This window comes from Neorhizobium alkalisoli (assembly GCF_007829835.1).
Classification (GTDB): domain Bacteria; phylum Pseudomonadota; class Alphaproteobacteria; order Rhizobiales; family Rhizobiaceae; genus Neorhizobium.
The window spans coordinates 295,787-316,397 of record NZ_VIWP01000005.1; the positions used below are offsets into that span (position 1 = coordinate 295,787).

A 20,611-nucleotide genomic window follows, 5' to 3' on the forward strand; every position below is an offset into this window, starting at 1 on the left:
AAACAAGGAGTATAAGATGACAGAGATAGAATCCGCTTCGATCCTGATCCTGGCAACTGACGGCTATGAACGTTCGGAGCTGCGCGTGCCGCTCGACAAGCTGAAAAAGCAGGGCGCCGATGTGAAGATCGCCTCGATCAAGACCGGCGAAATCAAGAGCTGGGACGAGAAGGACTGGGGCGATACCGTGACGGTGGATCTCGAAGCCAAAAATGTCCGCGCTGCCGATTTCGATGCGCTTGTCCTGCCCGGCGGCCAGATCAACCCGGACATCCTGCGCGGTAACGAAGAAGCGATCCGCGTCGTGCGCGATTTCGTGAAGAGCGGCAAGACAGTCGCCGCGATCTGCCACGGCCCCTGGCTGCTGGTCGAGGCGGATGCGCTGCGGGGCCGCAACGCGACTTCCTATCACTCGATCCGCACCGACCTGCGCAATGCCGGCGCCGCCTGGAAGGATGAGGCTGTCGTCGTCGACAACGGCATCGTCACCTCACGCTCACCGAAGGACCTGCCGCAATTCGTGGCGAAGATCATCGAGGAAGTGCGCGAAGGCCTGCATAACCGGCGCGCCGCATAACGGATGAAAACGAGACCGCCCGGGCAAAACTTCGGGCGGTTTCCTTATATGGCGATGGACTGGATTGTGTCGCCGCCCTCGCGCCGCTCGAATTTTGCGCGCGGACCAAGCAGTGTCCAGACAAGACCCTCCGGCCGGAAATCGACCTCCACCACCGCCGAAAACGCCGCTGTTGCATGCCGCTGAATGATCGTCGTGCCAAAACCCTTGCGTTTCGGCTCGGTCACGAGCGGGCCGCCCGTCTCTTCCCAGGTCAGCGCCATTTTCGGGCTTTCGGCACCCTCTTCCTTGATATCCATCCAGAAGATGCGGACCTTGCCCTGCGGAACGGAAAGCGCTCCGTATTTGATCGAATTGGTGGCGAGCTCGTGCAGGATCAGGCCAAGATTCTGCACCGCTTCCGCCGTCAGCACGAAATCCTCGCCGCCGATATCGACGCGGTCGGCAACCTCCGCAAACGTGCTCATGTGGATTTCGATGACACGGCGCATGGCGACACCGGTCCATTGCGCCCGCGCCAGCGCCTCGACAGATTTGCCCAAGCCCTGAAGACGGTTGCCGATCGCCTTCTGGAATTCTTCCATGCTGGTGTCCTGACGCGCGAGCTGGCGCATCATCGCCTGCACTAGGGTCAGAATATTCTTCGTCCGGTGCACGAGTTCATGCAGGACGAGATGGGTGCGGTCTTCCGCCTGGCTACGGTCGAAGGAGGCGTTTGAGAGTGCAATCGCCACCTGATTGGCTTCGGTGATCCTGGTCTGTACCGGCGAAACGATCTCGCCCGCGCCCATGCGCTCGGCCATATGGGCGATCTGGCGGATCGGCTGGCGCAGCTGCCGCGCCACCATATAGGCGGAGAGTGCCGCAATCGCGATAAAGATGACACCGCCGGAAATCAGCTGCCGCCAGGTCGTGTTGATACCTTCCTGGGCAGAGGCGATCGGACCCCAGACCACCGCCTTCCAGGTCCAGCCGGTGATCTGCGCATAACCATACATCTGCTTGCCGTTGCCGCCGACATCCTCGATCGTGCCCTTGAAGCCGGTCATAAGATGCAGCGTATCGACTGGAAACTGGCTGCCCTCCGCCATCTTTTCCGCACCGGCAGAGGTGACCACGTGGCCAGAACCATCCAGCACCGCCGCCGACCAGCCGCTGGGCAGGCCTTCCGTCGAGATCAGCTTCTTCAGATCCTCGGCATTCTGGGTGATGATCATCACGTCGCCGCTGGGCGAGACTTCCTTCGGCACCGGAGCGGCAACGTTGAAAACCCATTTGCCGCTGGTCGTGCCGACAAACACGTTCGACACTTCCGTCACGCCCGACTTTACGACGGACAGCACGGATGGAACATTGCCAGCCTTGCCGAGCGGCGTATCGAAGGGCACTCGGGTATTGAGTTTCAGCTGGCCGTCCTTGTCCACCAGGATAACGAACAGGGAATTGGAGCGAAGACTGTTCTGGGTGCGGTTATGAAAGGCACGCAGATCGCGCGAGGCAAGCTCGGGAGAGGCAACGAGCAGGCGCAGCGTCGTTGCCATGTCCTGCAATTCGCGATCGACCGAACGGGCGATCAGCTGCGCATCCTCGGCCGTGTCTGCGGAAAGGCGCTCGCGTTCGTGATTTTCCAGCTGGTACATCAGGAAGCCGACGAAAACCAGCAACGGCAATGCCACTCCCACTGCAAGCGCAATGAGATAGGCACCGATCGACGCCGTCGGGAACAGGCGCGAAAATCTGGTCATCACGCGTGTTCGCAGCATGAAGGATCCGGCAGGTAAGCTTTTACCTGCGACCGTTCATCATTCAATATCCCGCCCTCTTGCCTCTACAAGCAACAATCCGGTTCTACCCATTTTTGGCGGACGGGCCAAGGATTTGATTGGCAATGCCACAGACTTTCGAGCCCACTCGGCCATACGGCACAGAAGCGTACCGCATGGCCTCCCTTGCGAGACGGATGGCCGACGGAAGAGAAAAACCCCGCCTCAACTACCATCTTTTCGAGCTGCATCGGGAATGCGTTGCTCGAGATAGGACGCGAGATCACCATGATCTGCCGTGACGAGATGGCGCGCGCGGCCGGGCATGTTTTCCCGTACCCGTTCCGAAAGCTCGGCCAGAAAATGCACCGGCGATGTCGCATCTGCGATCCACTCGACCGCATCCAACCGCAGGCCATCGAGATTGAATTCCTCGAGCCAATAGAGGGCATTCTCAACGAAGAAGCTGCGCACGGCGCTCTGGCCATAATCGATCGCAGGCTTTTTGACACCCTCCTGCAGCGCCTCCCTGCCCTGTTCGAAGAAGGACGGCAGATAGGGCTCGAACAGCAGGCCGTTCAGGCCGGCATTGGTATAGACGACGTCGAGCATGACCGATAGGCCATGCCGGTGCGCGGCATCGACAAACGCCTTCATATCGTCCGGCGAACCATAGGCATGGTGTGGCGCATAGGGCGGGACATGCTCATCCGCGCCACCCGAAAACCGGTTGACCGGCATCAGCTGCAGCATGGTGATCCCGCGCGCAGCAAGCTCCGGCAGCCGTGCAATGGCGGCGCGAAACGTGCCCTCCGGGGTGAAGGTGCCGATATTCAGCTCATGCAGCACCGCCTCATCCCAGGAATGGCCCTGCCAGTCGGCAGCGATCCAGCGATAGGTGGTCGGGTCGACCACCAGCGAGGCAGCGTTGATACCGCCATCCTGGGCACGCGATGCCGGGTCGGCCATCACCTTGCCGTCCGGCATGACGAAATTGTAGCGCGTGCCCGGGCCGGCACCCTCGACGGTGAGCGTGAACCAGCCATTGCCGGCCGGCAGCATTTCGCGATTGCGGCCATCGATGCGCAGGCGCAGTCGCTCCAGATCGGGCGCCCAGAGCCGGAACAGAACCCGGTCGTCGCCGACATATTCGGCGCCCCAGGATTTGGCGAAAGCCCTGCGCACAGGGTTGGAAACATTGCCGCTACGCGAGTCGTAGGGCGTGAAATCACGGGTCAGAGTCATGACGCCTCCCTTGGTTTCATCTCGCCAAGGGAATGGGATTAGGACAGGAATAGTTCCCTATAATCACCTAACCATCTGAAAAGAAACGGATAAAAATGCAACACTCATGCAGGTTGCAGCTCAATCGAGCCGCCTGCCGCTCTCCGGATCAAACACCACCGCCTTGTCCAGATTGAAGGCAAAACGGAAATTCTGGCCAAGCTCGACCGGCACATCGGCACGGGTGCGGGCGGTAAAACTTGCGCCGTCGATCTTGCCGGTCACGAACGTGTCGGATCCGGTCGGTTCGATCATCGTCACCGCCGCCTCGATGCGGGCGACGGAACGGGCCGTCTGGTCCGCAAGGCTTTCGTCGGTGATCGCCTCGGGGCGCAGGCCGAGAATGACTTCCTTGCCTTCCGTAAGGCTGCCGGTGACCGAAGGCGGGATCGGCACGATGACGCCGTCCTTGCCGAACAGCGCAATGCCGCCGACAACCGCCCTGCCCTTCAGCATGTTCATCGCTGGCGAGCCCATGAAATCGGCAACGAAGAGATTGGCCGGACGATTGTAGATTTCCGCCGGCGTGCCGACCTGCTGCACCACGCCTTCCTTCAGGACGACGATTTTGGTCGCCAGCGTCATCGCCTCGATCTGGTCATGGGTGACGTAGACGATCGTGGCATTTGTGTTCTGGTGCAGCGACTTGATCTCGGCCCGCACTTCGACACGCAGTTTCGCATCGAGATTGGAAAGCGGTTCGTCGAACAGGAAGACGCGCGGCTGGCGCACCAGCGCCCGTCCCATGGCGACACGCTGCCGCTGACCGCCGGAAAGCTGGCTCGGGCGGCGCTTCAAAAGGTGTTCGATCTGCAAGGTCTTCGCCACCTGCGCGACGGCAGTGGCGCGCGCCGCCTTGTCCACGCCGCGCATTTCCAACGCAAAAGCGATATTCTCTTCCACCGTCATGTTCGGATAAAGCGCATAGGACTGAAAAACCATGGCAATATCGCGCTTCGACGGATGCAGGTCGGTCACCACCTGCCCGTCGATGACGATATCGCCCGAGCTTGGCGGCAAAAGGCCGGCAATGGCGTTCAGAAGCGTGGACTTGCCGCAGCCGGAGGGACCGACGAGAACGAGGAAGCCGCCCTTTTCCAGGCTGATATCAATGCCCTTGAGGATCTCGACGCTGCCGATCTTCTTGCGCAGGTTCTTGATTTCGAGAAAGCTCATGAAAATTATCCCTTCACGGCGCCGGCCATCAGGCCACGCACGAAATAGCGTCCGGCGACGACGTAGACGAAGAGCGTCGGAAGGGCTGCGAACACGGCAGCCGCCATGTCGACATTGTATTCCTTGACGCCGGTGGAGGAGGAAACGAGGTTGTTGAGCGCCACCGTCATCGGCGAGGCTTCGCCGGACGAGAAGGACACGCCGAACAGAAAATCGTTCCAGATATTGGTGAACTGGTAGATGACGGTGACGACGATGATCGGCCCCGAGGTCGGTAGCATGATGCGCCAGAAGATGCGGAAGAACCCCGCCCCGTCGATCATCGCGGCCTTCACCAGCTCATCCGGAAAAGCCTCGTAATAATTGCGGAAGAACAGTGTCGTGAAGCCGAGGCCGTAAACGACATGGACGAAGACGAGGCCTGCGGTGGAATTGGAAAGGCCGGCCGCGCCCAAGAGCCGCGCCATCGGGATCAGCACCGCCTGAAACGGGATGAAGCAGGCAAACAGCATCATGCCGAACACGATCTTGTGGCCGGGAAACCGCCATTTGGTCAGCACGTATCCGTTCAGCGCGCCCAACAGCGTCGAGATGGCGACCGCCGGCACGACCATTTTCAGCGAATTCCAGAAATAGCCTTTGATGCCGACGCAGGAGACGCCGATACAGGCCTCGCCCCAGGCTTTGACCCAGGCGGCAACGGACGGATCCTTCGGCAGCGCCAGCATGTCGCCGCCGCGGATCTCGTCGAGCGATTTGAGCGAGGTAGTCAGCATCACATAGAGCGGCAGCAAGTAGACCAGCGCCAGCACGATCAGCGCCGCATAGATGAAATAACGGGCGGTCCGCGCCGAACCGGCGGAGACTGTTTCGGTGGCGCCGCTCATTGGTTCTTCTCCCTGAGCTCGGAATAGAGATAGGGCACGATGATCGCGGTGATCCCCATCAGCATCATCACGGCACTGGCCGAGCCGACCGCCATCTGGTTGCGGTTGAACGTGTAGGAATACATGAAGGTGGAGGGCAGCTCGGTGGCATTGCCCGGCCCGCCGCCGGTCAGCGCGATGACCAGGTCATAGGACTTGATCGCCATATGCGCGAGCACGATGAAGGCGGAAAGAAAGACGGGGCGTAAGAGCGGAATGATGATGCGGCGGTAGATGGCGACCGTGGAGGCACCATCGATCTGCGCCGCCTTGATCATCTCGCCGTCGATCCCGCGCAGGCCCGCCAGAAACATCGCCATGACGAAACCGGAAGCCTGCCAGACACCGGCGATGACGACGGTGTAGATCGCCATGTTCGGGTTCACCAGCCAGTCGAACTTGAAACTCGCCCAGCCGAGATTGTGCATGGTGTTTTCAAGCCCGAGGCCGGGATTCAAAAACCATTTCCAAGCCGTACCGGTCACGACGAAGGACAGCGCCATCGGATAAAGAAAGATCGGCCGAAGCACGCCCTCGGCGCGGATCCGCTGGTCCATCAGGATGGCGATGAACAGGCCGATCGCGATGCAGATGCCGATATAAAGTACGCCAAAAATAGCGAGGTTCTGCATCGCCACATACCAGTTGGGCTGCGACCAGAGCCGAAAATAGGCATCAAACCCGCCCCATCTGTAGATCGGCATCATTTTCGACGTCGTGAACGACAGGTAGACCGTCCAGAGAATGAAGCCGTAGACGAAGACGAGAATGATCGCGAAGGACGGCGCCAGGACGAGTTTTGGCAGGCCGTTGCGCAGACCATCGGCAAAGGAACGCCGCGGCCTTTCGGGCGAAACAACCGGGACCGGTTCGATTGTCGTCATGGGGATCTCCGGTAGTCTTTCTGAGAAGATAGTGAAGGTTTGCAGGCCGGCATCGTCGGCGACCCGCCCCTCATCCGCCCTGCCGGGCACCTTCTCCCCGCATGCGGGGAGAAGGAAACATGCCGCACTCTCCCTGCCCCGCTTGGGCCACGTCCCCTCTCCCCGCCTGCGGGGGAGAGGGTTAGGGTGAGGGGCACTTTTTCAGAAGCGGGGCAAAACCCCGCCCATTACATCACTTCGCCGCAGCAACCGCTTCCGGCAGCCGCTTCAGCGCTGCCTCGGTGGTGAGCTGGCCATTGAGGTGCTGGGTGATGACATCCAGCATGGCTTCCTTGACGGCGGCCGGCTGGGCGTAACCATGGGCGAGCGAGCCCATCAGCGTGCCCTTGGACGAAGCTTCTGCCAGATCCTTCATGCCCTTCTTGGCGCAATCGTCAAACTTTTCGTCCGAGATGTCGGTGCGGGCCGGGACCGAACCCTTGACCGTGTTGAAGGCGATCTGGAAGGCCGGGTTTTCGACGGCGGACGCCATCTTCAGCTGCGCGTCGCGCTGCTTTTCACCCACGTCGAACATCATGAACTGGTCGGCGTTGAACAGGACCGAGCCCTGCGTGCCGGGGAAACGGATGCAGACGAAATCCTTGCCCGGTTCCTTCTTGGCGCGCAGCCATTCGCCCTTCGACCAGTCGCCCATTTCCTGCGCGCCGGCCTTGCCTTCGATGACGAGGGCGGTCGACAGGTTCCATTCGCGGCCGGAGAAATTGGGGTCGAAATAGGTGCGCAGCTTCGACATGTCGTCGAACACCTTTTTCATCGTGTCGCTCGAAAGCGCGGCCGGATCGGCGTCGAGAACGGCCTTCTTGTAGAAGTCCGGACCACCGACCGAAAGCACGACGGCTTCCCAGAGCGTGCCGTCCTGCCACGGAACGCCGCCATGGGCGAGTGCCGTGATGCCTTGCGCCTTGAACTTGTCGAGCAGCGCAAACAGCTCGTCCATATTGGTCGGGGCTTTGCCACCAGCCTTGTCGAGGGCGGCCTTGTTCAGCCACAGCCAGTTGGTGGAGTGGATGTTGACGGGCGCTGCAACCCAGTGGCCGTCATATTTGGAGAAAGCCTGCAGGGCGGCCGGAATGACCTTGTCCCAGCCTTCCTTCTTGGCGAGATCGTCGAGATTGGCGGCGACGCCCATTTCCGACCAGTCGCGCAGGTCGAAACCGAGCAGCTGCACGGCAGTCGGCGGATCGCCGGCCGTCACGCGGGCACGCAACGCCGTCATGGCCGCCGAACCGGCGCCACCGGCAACCGGCATGTCCTTCCAGGAAACACCCTCTTTCTGAAGATTTTCCTTCAGGACGTTGAGCGCCGCAGCCTCGCCGCCGGACGTCCACCAGTGCAGAACTTCCACCTGCTCGGCAGCCTTTGCGGCGCCAGCAGTCATGGCAATCATGGCGATGCCGGCCGCAAGCCGACCCATCATTCGAATAGTCATTGAAACCTCCCAAAACCCGGTCTCCTCACCGGACAACGATTTATAACGATATAAGTCGGGGAAGTGTCAACCCGTGAAATCCGCTTTACCGGGAAATCGAAAAATCAGACAAGCAACGGAATTTATTTGATAAACTCGATTAAATCGATTTATCTGCAAAAAATTTCTTCTGCGGTGGAGTGACTTTCTGCCGATTTGCAACGATATAAATAGAAGCACCCGAGCGGTGTGGGGAGGACTAAGAAACATGCCGCTGGACGACCTTGAGGAAAAGGGTCGCCGGGCCACGACGGGTCGCAGGGGAAGGCGTACCGTCAATGCCGGCAAGCCGACGCTGAAAACCGTTGCCGAACGGACCGAGCTTGCCGTGACGACCGTTTCGCGGGCGCTGGCCGACGATCCGCAGATCGCGCTCGACACCCGTATCCGGGTGCGTCAGGCGGCTGCCGAACTCGGCTATCTGCCCGACCGCGCCGCCCAGCGCCTGCGCACCGGCCGCACCAACGTTATTAGCCTGGTCTTGGACCCGCACGAGGAAATTCTGGGCTACGGCACATCGATGATCCGCGGCCTGACGGCCTCGCTGCGCGGCACCGCCTATCACCTGGTCATCACCCCGCATTTCTCCGACACACCGCCGCTCGACCCGGTCATGCACATCGTCCGCAACCGCATGGCAGACGGCATCCTGTTCAGCCGCACCGAACCCTCCGACGAGCGGGTCAAGTTCCTGCTGGAACACGACTTTCCCTTCGTCTGTCACGGGCGAACCGAACTCGCGACGCCGCATCCTTATGTCGACTACGACAACCATCTCTTCGTCTATAATGCCGCGATGACGCTGATCCGCGCCGGCTGTCGAAAACTCTTCATCATCCTGCCGCCGGAACGGTTCACCTTCGCCCATCACATGCGCCAGGGTTTTCTCAAGGCTGTGCGGGAAGAAGGTGTCGCCTACGAGATCGCCGAGGGCATCACACTCGACAGCAAATCCGGCGCCATCTGCGACCACGTCGCCGCTCGACTTGGTCAATCCGATCCACCGGACGGTTTTATCTGCGGCGGCGAAGTTTCCGCCATGGCGGTCATGTCGGCCGCGCATGACCTGGGCTTACAGATCGGCCGCGACCTGCGGCTTGTTGCCAAGCAGACATCCGGACTTTTCGATCAGGTGAGGCCGCGGATCGAGACGATTTATGAGGATCTGTCGGAGGCAGGGCGGCTGATGGGGGAACTTTTGGTGCGGCGGATCGGTGGGGCGGCGCCGGGAGAATTGCAGGCGTTGCAGACGGTGTGAAGATGCCGACTGGTGGGTGGCAGCCCCCCTCTGCCCTGCCGGGCATCTCCCCCACAGGTGGGGAGATCTGCTGGGCGCGCCGGCATTGCTTCAACATAACTGGCGAGATGAGCGAGAGCTAGCCGCGAGTCGATCTCCCCCCTTGTGGGGGAGATGCCCGGCAGGGAAGAGGGGGGTATTTCCCCGACAAGAACGTCAGACAAACACCCTCAATCCTCCTCGACAAACACCTCCTCGCGCTTCTTCTTTACGCTCGGCAAGAACACCACGACCAGCACGATCGCAGCAATCAGCAGCAGCACCGCACTGATCGGCCGCGTCACGAAGGTGGACGGATCACCGCGGGAAAGGATCATCGCGCGCCGTAGGTTTTCCTCCAGAAGCGGCCCCAGCACGAAGCCGAGCAGAAGCGGCGCCGGCTCGCAGCGCAGTTTCGTCAGCACGTAACCAATGAGGCCGAAAAACGCGACGGCATAGAGGTCGTAGGTGTTGGAATTGACGCTGTAGACCCCGATGGCACAGAAGGCCATGATGATCGGGAAGAGCACATAGTACGGGATGGTGAGCAGTTTCACCCACAGCCCGATCAGCGGCAGATTGAGGACCACGAGCATCAGGTTGCCGATCCACATCGATGCGATGATGCCCCAGAACAGAGCCGGCTGTTCGGTCGCGACATTCGGGCCGGGCACGATCCCCTGGATGATCATCGCGCCGACCATCAGCGCCATGACCGGATTGGCCGGAATGCCGAGCGTCAGAAGCGGAATGAACGAGGTCTGGGCGCCGGCATTGTTGGCTGATTCCGGACCCGCCACCCCGGCAACCGCGCCATGGCCGAATTCTTCCGGATGCTTTGAAACCTTCTTTTCCACCGTATAGGAGGCAAACGAGGCAAGGATCGCCCCGCCGCCCGGCAGGATGCCGAGAATGGAGCCGATCGCCGTGCCGCGCAGCACCGGCGCCACCATGGCCCTAAAATCCTCGCGGGTCGGCATCAGGCCGGACACTTTGGCCATCAGCACGGTGCGGGTCTTTTCGTCCTCGAGATTGCGCAGGATTTCTGCAACGCCGAACACGCCGACGGCAACCGCCACGAAATTCAGGCCGTCGGCATATTCACTGATGCCGAGCGTGAAGCGCGGCGTGCCGGTATAGATATCGGTGCCAACCAGCCCGAGCAAAAGGCCGAGCACGACCATGGCCAGCGCCTTGATGATCGACCCATGCGCCAGCGCGATCGACGAGACGAGGCCGACGACCATCAGCGAAAAATATTCGGCTGCGCCGAATTTCAACGCAACCTCGGTGAGCGGTGGCGCGAAGATGGCGACGAGAAAGGTCGATACCGTGCCGGCAAAGAATGAGCCGAGCGCCGCAATCGCCAGCGCCGCCCCCGCCTTGCCCTTGCGGGCCATCTGGTAACCGTCGATCGCGGTCACGGCCGACGAGGATTCACCCGGCATGTTGATCAGGATCGCCGTGGTCGAGCCGCCATATTGCGCCCCGTAATAGATGCCGGCGAGCATGATCAGCGACGAGACCGGTTCGAGCTGGAACGTGATCGGCAGAAGCATGGCAATCGTCGCCGTGGCGCCGATACCGGGCAGGACGCCGATCAGCGTGCCGAGCAGAACGCCGATCAGGCAGAAGAACAGGTTTTCGATCGAGGATGCGGTGGCAAAGCCAAGCGCGAGGTTGTTGAAGAGTTCCATGGGTCAAAAATCCTCAATAACCGAGCCACTGCCCGAAACGCTGGAATGGCAGGCCAAGCCCGTAGCTGAAGACGAGGACCGAGAAGATCGTCAGCAGCACGGAGAGAATGACGGCGGTGACTGGCTTCATCTTGTGCGAGGCAAACGATGCGACGAGCGCCGAGATGAACAGCGCCGGCACGAAACCGAGACCCTGTACCGTCAACCCGAAAATGATCGGCGCTGGCAGGATGAAAGCCATGCCGCGAAAGGCAAGCGCCCCGATCGGCTCGCCCTTCACCCGTGCCGACTGGACGATGATGATCGCCCCGAAGACCATGAGGGCGCAGGCGAGGATGAAGGGAAAATAACCCGGCCCCATGCGGAAGGCCGTGCCGAGCGCGAGTTCCATCGACTGATAGGCGAAGAACAGGCCGGCCAGGACGAAGAGCAGGCCGCAGATGACATTGGTACTGTCGAATTTCAGGGAATTCATGATGTCTCCGTGAATGGAAGGAGATTTTTCGGGTGTGCGGGCGTGGAGGTCGGCAGCGGGGGATTTGCGCAGTCAGCGGTTCGAGGCATCGTCAGAGGCTTCCGGCAATCTTGCCTGTGTCCCCCATCGGCCTTCGGCCGCCCGTAGCCCCTCATCCGGCTGCCGCCACCTTCTCCCCGCAAGCGGGGAGAAGGACGCTCGCCGCGATGCCTCCGTCCCTCTCCAATGCCGAGCGAGGCACGTCCCCTCTCCCCGTCAAAACGGGGAGAGGGTTAGGGTGAGGGGCAAATGCCAACGCGAGGCCGATAAGCAGAGCTGACCATCAGCCCGCCCACTCCTCAGTCCGCATACTGCCCGGCAGCCTCGATCACCGGCTTCCACCGCGCGATCTCGCTTTCCAGCTTGGCCTTCAGCGCAGCCGGCGTCGCATCTGCGTCGGACGACGGCACGGTGCCGAGTTCGGCGAAACGGGCCGCAACATTCTGGTCCTTGAGCGCAACCTTCAAGGCCGCATCCAGCTTGTCGATTGCTTCCTTCGGCGTTCCCTTCGGCGCATAGACGCCGTGCCAGATACCGACTTCCATCTGCGGCAGGCCGGCTTCCTTGACGGTCGGCAGGTCCTTCAGGACGGAAAGCCGTTCCGGCGAGGTCACGGCATAGGCCTTGATCGTGCCGCCCTGGATCTGCTTGGTCGTATTGGTGGTCTGGTCGCACATGATATCCACCTGGCCGCCCAGTAGGTCGGTCATGGCGGGGCCGGTTCCCTTGTAGGGCACGGTGACGAGCGGCGTCTGGATCGAGCTCATGAACAGCATGCCGCAAAGATGCGAGGCAGCGCCGATGCCGGCATTGGCAACCGTCACCTTGTCCTTGTTGGCCTTGGCGTATTCTACCAGACCCTTGAGATCGGTAGCGGCCATGTCCTTGCGGGCGACGATCGTCATCGGCACATCGGTGACGAGGCCGACATATTCGAAGGCGTTCAGCGTGTCATAGGCAAGCTTGCGATAGAGCGTGGCGCTGGTCGCCATGCCGATATGATGCAGCAGGATCGTATAGCCATCCGGCTTGGACGAGGCGACGCGGCCGGCACCCAGCGTGCCGCCGGCGCCGCCGACATTTTCGACGACGATCTGCTGGCCAAGGTTTTTCGACATGGATTCGGCGACGAGGCGCGCCACCGTATCAGTCGGCCCGCCGGCCGCAAACGGCACGACCATGGTGATCTGCCGCTCGGGATAACCGGCGGCATTGGCGACAGTTGCGCCAAGCGAAATAGCTGCAAGCGCCGTCAGCCCGGCAAGCATTTTTGCAATTTTCATCATCTTCCTCCCATCGATGAACCAGGCGCCGGGTACAGGTCTCCTCCCCGCCGGCGCCCCTGACGTCCTTTGTTTCTGCGCCGGGAAGGCCGCGCAATTGCCCGTTGCGCTGCGCGCGCGCTTTCCGCAGCTCCGGCCTGCCCGGCGGGTGGATTCCGAAACATCCGCACGCCCCTATGGGTGGAAATCCACCCATGGCACTCAACCGGCATCGATCAGCAGGTTTCTGCGGCAAGGATTGGTGGCGATGCGACAGCTCATGCCGCAGCAAAGGCGGCGGCGGTTTGCGCGACGGTTATGCTAAACTTTTGTGACGCACCCTCGCCTTCAGGAGAGCCGGATGACGCAGGCCCATATTACCGAGCCCGCCCGCCGCATCGATGTCATCCACCAGACGGATGTTCTGGTCGTCGGATCCGGACCGGGCGGACTTGCCGCCGCGATTGCGGCCGCCCGCGCCGGTGCGCAGGTGACGCTGATCGAGCGTTTCGGCTGTTTCGGCGGCAATATCACCGTCGTCGGGGTCGAGGGTTTTGCCTGGTATCGGCATGAAAAGACGGTGGAGGCGGGCGGAATCGGACGTGAATTCGAGGAACGCGCCAAGGTGATGGGCGCCGCTGTGCCGGAAAGCCAGTCGCTGAGCTACGAGCTGGATTCGGAAGGGTTCAAACTGGTCGCCGACCGGCTGGTGGAAGAGAGCGGCATCACGCCCATGCTGCACCGGCAGTTCGCAGCGCCGATCATGGAAGGCAACCGCATCACCGGCATCATCACCGAATCCAAGGCCGGCCGCGAGGCGATCCTGGCAAAATGCGTTATCGATGCCACCGGCGATGCCGATGTCGCGACCGCAGCCGGTGCACCGGTCGCCAAAACCCCGGTCGAGGCAATGCAGGCCGCCTCCGTCATGTTTCATCTCGCCGGCGTCGACAAGCGCGCCTTTCTCGACGGCGTGCGTGCCGATCCGCAGACCTATGCCGACTGGTCGACCGGCGAATGGCAGATCGAGACCTCCGGCAAGGAGGACAAGATGTTTTCGCCTTTCCTGGCCAAACCCTTTTCCCAGGCGATCCGCGAGGGCGTCATCCCGGCGCATCTCAATACGATCGCCGGCACCTGGGGCGCCATGCACGATACCGGCGAACTCACCTATATGAACCTCGTGCACCTTGCCGGCTGTGACGGCACCGATCCTACCAGCATGACCCGTTTCGAGATCGAGGGCCGGCGGCAGGCGATGCTGGCGATCGAGGCGCTGCGCCGTTATACGCCGGGCTGCGAGGGCGCAAGACTGCGCAATTTCGGCATGACGATCGGCATCCGCGATACCCGCAAGCTGGATGCCGTCTACAACATGACCGAGGATGATGTGCGCCACGAAGGCCGTTTCGAGGATACGATCGGCATCTATCCCGAATTCATCGACGGTTACGGCGTCCTCATCCTGCCGACCACCGGCCGTTACATGCAGGTCCCCTATCGCGCCATGCTGCCGAAGAGGATCGACAACCTGCTCGTCACCGGCCGCGCGATCGGCGGTGACCGCATCGCCCATGCCGCGACCCGCAACATGGCCTGCTGCGCCGTCGCCGGCCAGGGTGCCGGCGTGGCCGCGGCAATCGCCATCCGTTCGGGCCGCCCGCTCAACGGCGTCGATATCGTCGCGGTCCAGCAGGAACTGGTGCGGCAGGGCGTACGGATCAACTGAGGCGGCAGCTTACCAGCTGAGAAAACGGCGGCCGCACAGGGTGCCGATAACGCCCATCAGCACGATGCCGAGCGTGTACCACAGGGCGACGAAGGTCAGCCCGTTTTCGATACAGCCCCAGGAATAGATCCAGGCGCCGACGGCGCCGGCCGACATGCCGGCCACGAAACCGGCCAGCCGCGGCGCGGTCGGTGCAGCCCGACGCAGGAACCAGATATTGCCGGCAAAGACCGGTAGCGCCGTTGCGGTGATGATGAACGGGCAGAACCAGGCGGAACGGCCGAAGATCATGCGCGGATAATCCGCCGAGGCCGCGACATGCAGCTGCCACAGGCCGAGACCGACGAGAAGAAGATAGATGCCAAGCGACGTCAGGCCGCTCATCTTCGGAACGCCACCCGGCCGCGCGACGACCATCATCGCCACGAGCCCGGTGATTGCCAGCGCCAGCGGATAGATGCCTTTCGCCCAGAAGGCCGGCTGGTAGAGCGCCTGGGCGACATCGGGACGAAAACCGTGGGCGAGGAAAAGCAGGACAGCCGAGACCACGAAGCCGGGCAGGATCGCAAGCGACAGCATGCGGCCGAGCGCACCGCGCGGCACGGGCTTCAGCTCGCCCACCAGCCTGTCTATCAGATCATCCGTCTTCGCCACGTTCGCCTCTCAATTTCGCGGCCATTGCCTTGATACCCCGGTGAATGCTGACCTTGACCATCGCCTCGGACCGCCCGGAAGATGCCGCCGTATCGGCGACCGACTGTCCTTCGAGCCGCATCTGCCGTATCATCTCGCTCTGCCATTGCGGCAGCGCGGCAAGCAGCCGTTCGAGATCCGCCGGCGCCGAAATGGCATCCTCGGTATAATCGTCCGCCATGTCCTCGATCGCCTCCAGCCCCACCATGGACCGCCCGCCGCCGCGCCGGTGATGATCCACCAGCTTGTGACGCGCGATCGTGTAGAACCATGCCGTGAACGGCCGCGTCCGGTCATAGGTGATCCGGCGCTGATGGAGCGCAAGCAGCGTCTCCTGCACCAGATCATCCACATCCGCCGCGTGGGAACGGCCGAGCCTGCGCCCGTAATAGCTCGCAAGCAGAAGCCGAAGCACGTTCAGCAGGCAGCGATATGCCTTCTCGTTCCCGTCAAGGGACGAGAGCATCAGCGCTTTCAGCTCTGGCTCGCTCAACTGTGTCATGTCGTCAAAGGCTCATACGGCACGCTCGGCAAATGGTTACACGGCTGCAACAAGAAAATCGAGAAAGCCGGAAATTTTGAATGGGGGCGCTCCGCTCACCCGGTCCCGATCACTTGGCCGTGATGACTGTAACCGGTTTTCCGTTCCTCCCGAATGAACCGGTGTGAACGGCGCCGCATGAGGTGGCGCCTTACCAATCGGGAGAAGCACAATGACAATCCGTCCTTTCGGCCTCGCCATCAGCGCAGCCCTTCTTGGCCTCGGCCTCATTGCCGGCAGCGCCCAGGCGCAGAGCAGCATGGATTCCATGAAGAAGCCGGACGCCATGAAGATGGACAGCATGAAGACCGACAATATGAGCACCAACAGCATGAAGGCCAATGACATGAAGATGGGCGGCACCAAGGCCGACTGTCTGCACAAGGCCGGCATGGAAAAGGACGCGATGAAGAAGTCCGACATGATGAAGCATTGCGACGCGATGAAGTGATCTGACGGTGCCCCCACCTGACCTTGCAACTTTTGTGGGGGCACCGCCGTAACTTCGACAATGCCTATCGAGGAAGCACCCCAAGGAAGCCCTATGGACTCCACCGTCACTCCGACCGGGATCAAGCCCGAACGCGGCGCAAAAACGCTGATCCGCCGCCACAGCCTGACCGTGCGCCTGTCGCACTGGCTGAACGTACTGTGCATGACCGTGCTCCTGTTCAGCGGCCTACAGATCTTCAACGCCCATCCGAGCCTCTATTGGGGCATGTATGGCGCCGATAACGACCCCTCGATCCTGTCCATGGAAGCGGTCGAGAATGGCGATACCGTCAAGGGCGTCACGAAGATCGGCAGCCTCACCTTCGATACGACCGGCATACTCGGCGTCTCGACCGTCGACGGCGAACCGGCGGCCCGCGGTTTTCCGGCCTGGATTACCCTGCCGAGCTATCAGGATCTGGCGACCGGCCGGCGCTGGCATTTCTTCTTCGCCTGGCTGTTCGTCATCAACGGCGTCATCTACATGGCGTACGGCTTTTTCGCCCGGCATTTTCGCCGCGATCTCCTGCCGACCGCAGACGAGCTGAAACCTGCCAATCTCGGCCACGAAATCACCGAGCATGCGCGGCTGCGGTTTCCAAAAGGCGAAAAAGCCCGGAATTATAATGCCCTGCAGAAACTCACCTATCTCTTGGTGATCTTCATCCTCCTGCCGGTGATGATTGCGACAGGCCTCACCATGTCGCCCGGTTTCGATGCCGTCGCGCCCTGGCTGCTCGATCTCTTCGGCGGCCGGCAATCGGCCAGAACCCTGCATTTCGTCACCGCCACCGCGCTGATCGCCTTCGTCCTCGTGCATGTGGTGATGGTGATCGCCTCCGGCCTCTTCAACAACATGCGCTCGATGATCACCGGCCGCTACGCGATCGAGACCGAGCCTTCTTCTGTCGGCCATCAGGGAGAATTGACGCCATGAGCCGCCTCATCACCCGCCGCCGTTTCCTGATCGGCTCGACGCTCACCGCCTCGGCACTCGGCCTGTCCGGCTGCGACGTTCTGGTCGAAAATCCAAGCGTCCAGCAGGCCCTGCGCATGGCCGAAGGCCTGACCATGCGCACCCAGCGTCTTCTGCTCGGCGACAATGCGCTCGCCCGCGAATTCACCGCAGCCGATATCTCGCCGGTCTTCCGCGCCAATGGCACGAGCATGCCGGACGGCGCGCAATATCAGGAACTGCTGAGCAAGCAGTTTTCGCAATGGCAGCTGGAAATCGGCGGCCTTGTCGAGCGCCCGACGAAACTCTCGCTTGCGGCCCTGAAAGCCATGCCGGCGCGCACCCAGATCACCCGCCATGACTGTGTGGAAGGCTGGAGCGCCATCGGCCAATGGACCGGCGTGCCGCTTGGCAACCTGCTCCATTCGGTCGGCCTCAAGCCGGAGGCTCGCTATATCGTCTTCCACTGCGCCGACGAGTTTGAAAAGACGCTCGACGGCAGCGGCTGGTATTACGAGAGCATCGACCTCGTCGATGCTTTTCATCCCCAGACCATCCTTGCCCATTCGATGAACGGCCATGACCTGGAAGTGGCGCATGGCGCACCGCTGAGGCTGAGGGTCGAGCGGCAGCTCGGTTACAAACAGGCGAAATACCTGATGCGCATCGAAGCGGTCGCCGACCTGTCGCAGCTTTATGGCGGCAATGGCGGTTTCTGGGAGGATCGCGGCTACGAATGGTACGCCGGGATCTGAAAGTTTTGCCGGCACCCGCGTCAGGGGCCGGCGAAAGAACCGGTGGAAGCAACCCGCATCCGCCGACAATCAAACGACGGTTTTCAAAGAAGGAAAAGCAGATGTCCTCTATCTCCAAAACCGGTTTTTCGGTGCTTGCGGGCGCCCTGATCGCCGCAACGCTCGGTTTTTCCGCCCATGCCGCCGATACGGTCCGCGTCCGCGGCACGGTCGAAAGCCTGAGCGGCAACACGCTGTCGGTGAAGACACGTGAAGGCACCGATGCAAAAATCATGCTGAAGGACGGCTGGAAGGTTTCGAGCGTCGCCAAGGCTTCGATCGACGATATCAAGGAAGGCGATTTCGTCGGCGTTGCCTCGCTGCCGACCGCCGATGGCGGCGACGGCGCGCTGGAGGTTCTGATCTTCCCGGCCGCCATGAAGGGCACCGGTGAAGGCAGCTATGCCTGGGACCTGAAGCCGAACAGCTCGATGACCAACGCGACGGTCGCCAATGCGGTCAAGTCGGTCGATGGCCAGACAATCACCGTCACCTATAAGGGCGGCCAGAAGAAGATCACCATCAAGGACGGCACGCCGGTCGTCACCTTCGCACCGGCCGTCGAGGCCGACCTGAAGAGCGGCGCCACCGTGTTCATCCCGTCGGAAAAGGCAGCGGACGGTTCGCTTTCGAGCGGCCGCGTCGTCGTCGGCACCAATGGCGTCGTCCCGCCGATGTGAGGCAGGACGCGACCTTTTGCGACAGAAAAACTGCCGGCGGAATTTTCGCCGGCAGCGCATTCAAGACGTGAAACCCGTCAGGCCTTGACGGCCGCGATCAGGGCCTTGGCAGCCTCGGTCGAAGATCCGGGGTTCTGGCCGGTGATCAGTTGGCCGTCGATGACGGTATGCACACCCCAATCCTGAACCTTGGAAAACACGCCGCCGAGGCCGATCAGCTCGTCTTCCACCAGGAAGGGCACGACCTGAGTGAGGCCGACGGCTTCCTCTTCGCTATTGGTGAAGCCGGTCACCTTGCGCCTCGCGACCAGCGGCGTGCCATCGGCATTCTTGACATGCCGCAGGACACCCGGCGCATGGCAGACGAGAGCGACGCTCTTGCCGGCAGCGATGAAGGCTTCGATCAAGCCGATCGAATTCCTGTCTTCCGCCAGATCCCAGAGCGGGCCATGGCCACCGGGGTAAAACACGGTGTCGAAATCTTTCTGGTCGACACTGTCGAGACGCACCGTATTGGCAAGCTGCGCCTTGGCGTCAGCATCGGCATTGAAGCGATGCGTCATGTCCGTCTGGTTGGCCGGTTCATCGCTTTTCGGATCGAGCGGCGGCTGGCCGCCCTTCGGCGAGGCGAGCGTGATCTCGGCGCCGGCATCCTTGAACACGTAATAGGGCGCCGCCAGTTCCTCGAGCCAGAAACCGGTCTTCTTGCCGGTATTGCCAAGGGCGTCGTGGGAGGTGAGTACCATCAAAATTTTCATCGCTTCGATCCTTTCAGGAGAGCTGCGGTATGGGTCATTTTTGAAATCCATTGTCGTCGACACCGTCACGGCCTCTTCGACACCCGGATCATCGCACCGGCTCACATATTTAAGAAATTTACTTCTTTGATTTCAGATATTCACATGACAGCATAACTGAATGAAATACGACCTGAACCTGCTTCCCGTCTTCGTGGCCCTGATGGAAGAGCGCAGCGTGACCCGCGCCGCCACCCGACTGGGCATCACCCAGCCGGCGCTTTCCAATTCCCTCGCCCGGCTGCGCGACACGTTGCGCGATCCGCTCTTCATCCGCGAACGCTACGGGATTCGGCCGACGCAGCTTGCCGAGGAAATCGCCCCGACCATCGAGGCGGCGCTGGCGCGGCTGGACGAGCTGATCGTCACCCAGCAGGAATTCGACCCGGCCAAGGCCGAACGTTCCTTCACGCTGGCGCCTAACAGCTATGTCGAACTGACCCTGATGCCGGCGCTTGTCGCAAAGCTGGGAGAACTGGCACCGGGCATCAAACTGCGCATGACGGCTTTCGGCAATGATCTCCACGAAACCGGCGTCGTTTCCGGCACGACGGCCATGGTGCTCGGCCGCGTCGTCGATCCGCCGGATAATCTCGTCGTGCAGCATTTGATGGATGACGGACTGGCCTGTGTCGTGCGCGCCGGGCATCCGCAGATCGGCGGCAGTCTGTCACGAGAACAGTATGAAAGCCTCAAACACGTCAACGTGCTGCCGCCCGGCCGCCTGCGCGTCGGCCTGTTTCAGGCACTGGGCCAGCAGAATCTTCGACGCGACGTGGCGATTTCCGTCACGCATTTCCTGGCAGTGCCGGAAATGATCGCCGCCACGGATTATTGCGCCACATTGCCAAGCCTAATCTGCCGCGGCCTGGAACGGGACCCGCGGCTGAAAGTTTTGCCGGCCCCTGTCGATCTTGGCACGTTCCCAGTCGAGATGGCATGGCATGTCCGCTACCGCAACGATCCGGCCCATCGCTGGCTGCGCTCGCTCGTCATCGAAACGGCAAATCTTTTGACGAAAGAGAAGTGACGGTCGGCGGACC

20 protein-coding genes are annotated in these 20,611 nt (G+C 61.6%); 8 read left to right on the forward strand and 12 right to left on the reverse strand.

The window, feature by feature from the left end:
- Positions 1-16: 16 nt before the first annotated feature.
- The gene (locus FHW37_RS20550; protein WP_145639783.1) at positions 17-577 is read left to right on the forward strand and encodes a type 1 glutamine amidotransferase domain-containing protein; all 561 of its coding nucleotides are present in this window, start codon (positions 17-19) and stop codon (positions 575-577) included.
- A gap of 44 nt (positions 578-621) precedes the next feature.
- Here FHW37_RS20550 and FHW37_RS20555 read toward each other — a convergent pair whose 3' ends face one another.
- From FHW37_RS20555 to FHW37_RS20580, 6 genes are all read right to left on the reverse strand, one after another.
- On the reverse strand, positions 622-2,322 hold the full coding sequence (locus FHW37_RS20555; protein WP_186458339.1) for a sensor histidine kinase: 1,701 nt from the start codon (positions 2,320-2,322) through the stop codon (positions 622-624).
- Between the two features lie 243 nt (positions 2,323-2,565).
- The gene (locus FHW37_RS20560) at positions 2,566-3,585 is read right to left on the reverse strand and encodes a hypothetical protein (RefSeq protein ID WP_145639784.1); all 1,020 of its coding nucleotides are present in this window, start codon (positions 3,583-3,585) and stop codon (positions 2,566-2,568) included.
- Between the two features lie 120 nt (positions 3,586-3,705).
- On the reverse strand, positions 3,706-4,800 hold the full coding sequence (locus FHW37_RS20565; protein WP_145639786.1) for an ABC transporter ATP-binding protein: 1,095 nt from the start codon (positions 4,798-4,800) through the stop codon (positions 3,706-3,708).
- A gap of 5 nt (positions 4,801-4,805) precedes the next feature.
- A complete protein-coding gene (locus FHW37_RS20570) occupies positions 4,806-5,687 on the reverse strand; it encodes a carbohydrate ABC transporter permease (RefSeq protein WP_145639788.1) in 882 nt (293 codons plus the stop codon).
- Entirely contained in the window at positions 5,684-6,610 is a 927-nt protein-coding gene (locus FHW37_RS20575) for a carbohydrate ABC transporter permease (protein ID WP_186458340.1), read from the reverse strand. The genes FHW37_RS20570 and FHW37_RS20575 overlap by 4 nt, the downstream gene beginning before the upstream one ends.
- Before the next feature lie 232 nt (positions 6,611-6,842).
- Positions 6,843-8,099, reverse strand: a complete 1,257-nt coding sequence (locus tag FHW37_RS20580; RefSeq protein WP_145639789.1) for an ABC transporter substrate-binding protein — start codon at positions 8,097-8,099, stop codon at positions 6,843-6,845.
- A 247-nt stretch (positions 8,100-8,346) separates the two neighbouring features.
- Here FHW37_RS20580 and FHW37_RS20585 point away from each other — a divergent pair, with 247 nt between their 5' ends.
- Positions 8,347-9,396, forward strand: a complete 1,050-nt coding sequence (locus FHW37_RS20585; RefSeq protein WP_145639790.1) for a LacI family transcriptional regulator — start codon at positions 8,347-8,349, stop codon at positions 9,394-9,396.
- A 209-nt stretch (positions 9,397-9,605) separates the two neighbouring features.
- On the opposite strand, the gene FHW37_RS20595 is transcribed toward FHW37_RS20585, so the two are convergent.
- The 3 genes from FHW37_RS20595 to FHW37_RS20610 form a co-directional block, all read right to left on the reverse strand.
- Positions 9,606-11,111, reverse strand: coding sequence for a tripartite tricarboxylate transporter permease (locus tag FHW37_RS20595; protein WP_145639792.1), 1,506 nt, complete (start codon positions 11,109-11,111; stop codon positions 9,606-9,608).
- A 13-nt stretch (positions 11,112-11,124) separates the two neighbouring features.
- Positions 11,125-11,586: a tripartite tricarboxylate transporter TctB family protein gene (locus tag FHW37_RS20600; RefSeq protein WP_145639793.1), complete on the reverse strand. Its 462-nt coding sequence runs from the start codon at positions 11,584-11,586 to the stop codon at positions 11,125-11,127.
- A 338-nt stretch (positions 11,587-11,924) separates the two neighbouring features.
- A complete protein-coding gene (locus tag FHW37_RS20610; protein ID WP_145640166.1) occupies positions 11,925-12,908 on the reverse strand; it encodes a tripartite tricarboxylate transporter substrate-binding protein in 984 nt (327 codons plus the stop codon).
- A 340-nt stretch (positions 12,909-13,248) separates the two neighbouring features.
- Between FHW37_RS20610 and FHW37_RS20615 the strand changes: the two genes are divergently transcribed.
- A complete protein-coding gene (locus FHW37_RS20615) occupies positions 13,249-14,616 on the forward strand; it encodes an FAD-dependent oxidoreductase (RefSeq protein ID WP_145639795.1) in 1,368 nt (455 codons plus the stop codon).
- A gap of 9 nt (positions 14,617-14,625) precedes the next feature.
- On the opposite strand, the gene FHW37_RS20620 is transcribed toward FHW37_RS20615, so the two are convergent.
- Positions 14,626-15,270, reverse strand: a complete 645-nt coding sequence (locus FHW37_RS20620; RefSeq protein ID WP_145639796.1) for an NrsF family protein — start codon at positions 15,268-15,270, stop codon at positions 14,626-14,628.
- A complete protein-coding gene (locus FHW37_RS20625) occupies positions 15,254-15,811 on the reverse strand; it encodes a sigma-70 family RNA polymerase sigma factor (RefSeq protein WP_145639798.1) in 558 nt (185 codons plus the stop codon). Before FHW37_RS20625 ends, FHW37_RS20620 begins: the two co-directional genes overlap by 17 nt.
- A gap of 211 nt (positions 15,812-16,022) precedes the next feature.
- On the opposite strand from FHW37_RS20625, the gene FHW37_RS20630 reads away from it, so the two are divergent.
- From FHW37_RS20630 to FHW37_RS20645, 4 genes are all read left to right on the forward strand, one after another.
- Positions 16,023-16,301 (forward strand): pentapeptide MXKDX repeat protein, encoded by a 279-nt coding sequence (locus tag FHW37_RS20630; RefSeq protein WP_145639800.1) that lies wholly within the window; start codon positions 16,023-16,025, stop codon positions 16,299-16,301.
- A 93-nt stretch (positions 16,302-16,394) separates the two neighbouring features.
- Positions 16,395-17,279: a cytochrome b/b6 domain-containing protein gene (locus FHW37_RS20635; protein ID WP_145639801.1), complete on the forward strand. Its 885-nt coding sequence runs from the start codon at positions 16,395-16,397 to the stop codon at positions 17,277-17,279.
- Positions 17,276-18,052: a molybdopterin-binding protein gene (locus FHW37_RS20640; protein WP_145639803.1), complete on the forward strand. Its 777-nt coding sequence runs from the start codon at positions 17,276-17,278 to the stop codon at positions 18,050-18,052. The genes FHW37_RS20635 and FHW37_RS20640 overlap by 4 nt, the downstream gene beginning before the upstream one ends.
- A gap of 101 nt (positions 18,053-18,153) precedes the next feature.
- Positions 18,154-18,771 carry a hypothetical protein gene (locus FHW37_RS20645; protein WP_145639805.1) on the forward strand — a complete coding sequence of 206 codons (618 nt, stop codon included), beginning with the start codon at positions 18,154-18,156 and terminating at the stop codon, positions 18,769-18,771.
- 77 nt (positions 18,772-18,848) lie between these two features.
- Here the strand turns inward: FHW37_RS20645 and FHW37_RS20650 are convergent, their stop codons facing one another.
- Positions 18,849-19,529, reverse strand: a complete 681-nt coding sequence (locus FHW37_RS20650) for a type 1 glutamine amidotransferase domain-containing protein (protein ID WP_145639807.1) — start codon at positions 19,527-19,529, stop codon at positions 18,849-18,851.
- A 160-nt stretch (positions 19,530-19,689) separates the two neighbouring features.
- Here FHW37_RS20650 and FHW37_RS20655 point away from each other — a divergent pair, with 160 nt between their 5' ends.
- The gene (locus FHW37_RS20655) at positions 19,690-20,598 is read left to right on the forward strand and encodes a LysR family transcriptional regulator (protein WP_145639808.1); all 909 of its coding nucleotides are present in this window, start codon (positions 19,690-19,692) and stop codon (positions 20,596-20,598) included.
- Positions 20,599-20,611: the final 13 nt, after the last annotated feature.

Bases quoted from the DNA above. Each gene is read 5' to 3' on its own strand.
- FHW37_RS20550 (WP_145639783.1), top strand. From the start codon at position 17: ATGACAGAGATAGAATCCGCTTCGATCCTGATCCTGGCAACTGACGGC.
- FHW37_RS20555 (WP_186458339.1), bottom strand. From the start codon at position 2,322: ATGACCAGATTTTCGCGCCTGTTCCCGACGGCGTCGATCGGTGCCTAT.
- FHW37_RS20560 (WP_145639784.1), bottom strand. From the start codon at position 3,585: ATGACTCTGACCCGTGATTTCACGCCCTACGACTCGCGTAGCGGCAAT.
- FHW37_RS20565 (WP_145639786.1), bottom strand. From the start codon at position 4,800: ATGAGCTTTCTCGAAATCAAGAACCTGCGCAAGAAGATCGGCAGCGTC.
- FHW37_RS20570 (WP_145639788.1), bottom strand. From the start codon at position 5,687: ATGAGCGGCGCCACCGAAACAGTCTCCGCCGGTTCGGCGCGGACCGCC.
- FHW37_RS20575 (WP_186458340.1), bottom strand. From the start codon at position 6,610: ATGACGACAATCGAACCGGTCCCGGTTGTTTCGCCCGAAAGGCCGCGG.
- FHW37_RS20580 (WP_145639789.1), bottom strand. From the start codon at position 8,099: ATGACTATTCGAATGATGGGTCGGCTTGCGGCCGGCATCGCCATGATT.
- FHW37_RS20585 (WP_145639790.1), top strand. From the start codon at position 8,347: ATGCCGCTGGACGACCTTGAGGAAAAGGGTCGCCGGGCCACGACGGGT.
- FHW37_RS20595 (WP_145639792.1), bottom strand. From the start codon at position 11,111: ATGGAACTCTTCAACAACCTCGCGCTTGGCTTTGCCACCGCATCCTCG.
- FHW37_RS20600 (WP_145639793.1), bottom strand. From the start codon at position 11,586: ATGAATTCCCTGAAATTCGACAGTACCAATGTCATCTGCGGCCTGCTC.
- FHW37_RS20610 (WP_145640166.1), bottom strand. From the start codon at position 12,908: ATGAAAATTGCAAAAATGCTTGCCGGGCTGACGGCGCTTGCAGCTATT.
- FHW37_RS20615 (WP_145639795.1), top strand. From the start codon at position 13,249: ATGACGCAGGCCCATATTACCGAGCCCGCCCGCCGCATCGATGTCATC.
- FHW37_RS20625 (WP_145639798.1), bottom strand. From the start codon at position 15,811: ATGACACAGTTGAGCGAGCCAGAGCTGAAAGCGCTGATGCTCTCGTCC.
- FHW37_RS20630 (WP_145639800.1), top strand. From the start codon at position 16,023: ATGACAATCCGTCCTTTCGGCCTCGCCATCAGCGCAGCCCTTCTTGGC.
- FHW37_RS20635 (WP_145639801.1), top strand. From the start codon at position 16,395: ATGGACTCCACCGTCACTCCGACCGGGATCAAGCCCGAACGCGGCGCA.
- FHW37_RS20640 (WP_145639803.1), top strand. From the start codon at position 17,276: ATGAGCCGCCTCATCACCCGCCGCCGTTTCCTGATCGGCTCGACGCTC.
- FHW37_RS20645 (WP_145639805.1), top strand. From the start codon at position 18,154: ATGTCCTCTATCTCCAAAACCGGTTTTTCGGTGCTTGCGGGCGCCCTG.
- FHW37_RS20650 (WP_145639807.1), bottom strand. From the start codon at position 19,529: ATGAAAATTTTGATGGTACTCACCTCCCACGACGCCCTTGGCAATACC.
- FHW37_RS20655 (WP_145639808.1), top strand. From the start codon at position 19,690: ATGAAATACGACCTGAACCTGCTTCCCGTCTTCGTGGCCCTGATGGAA.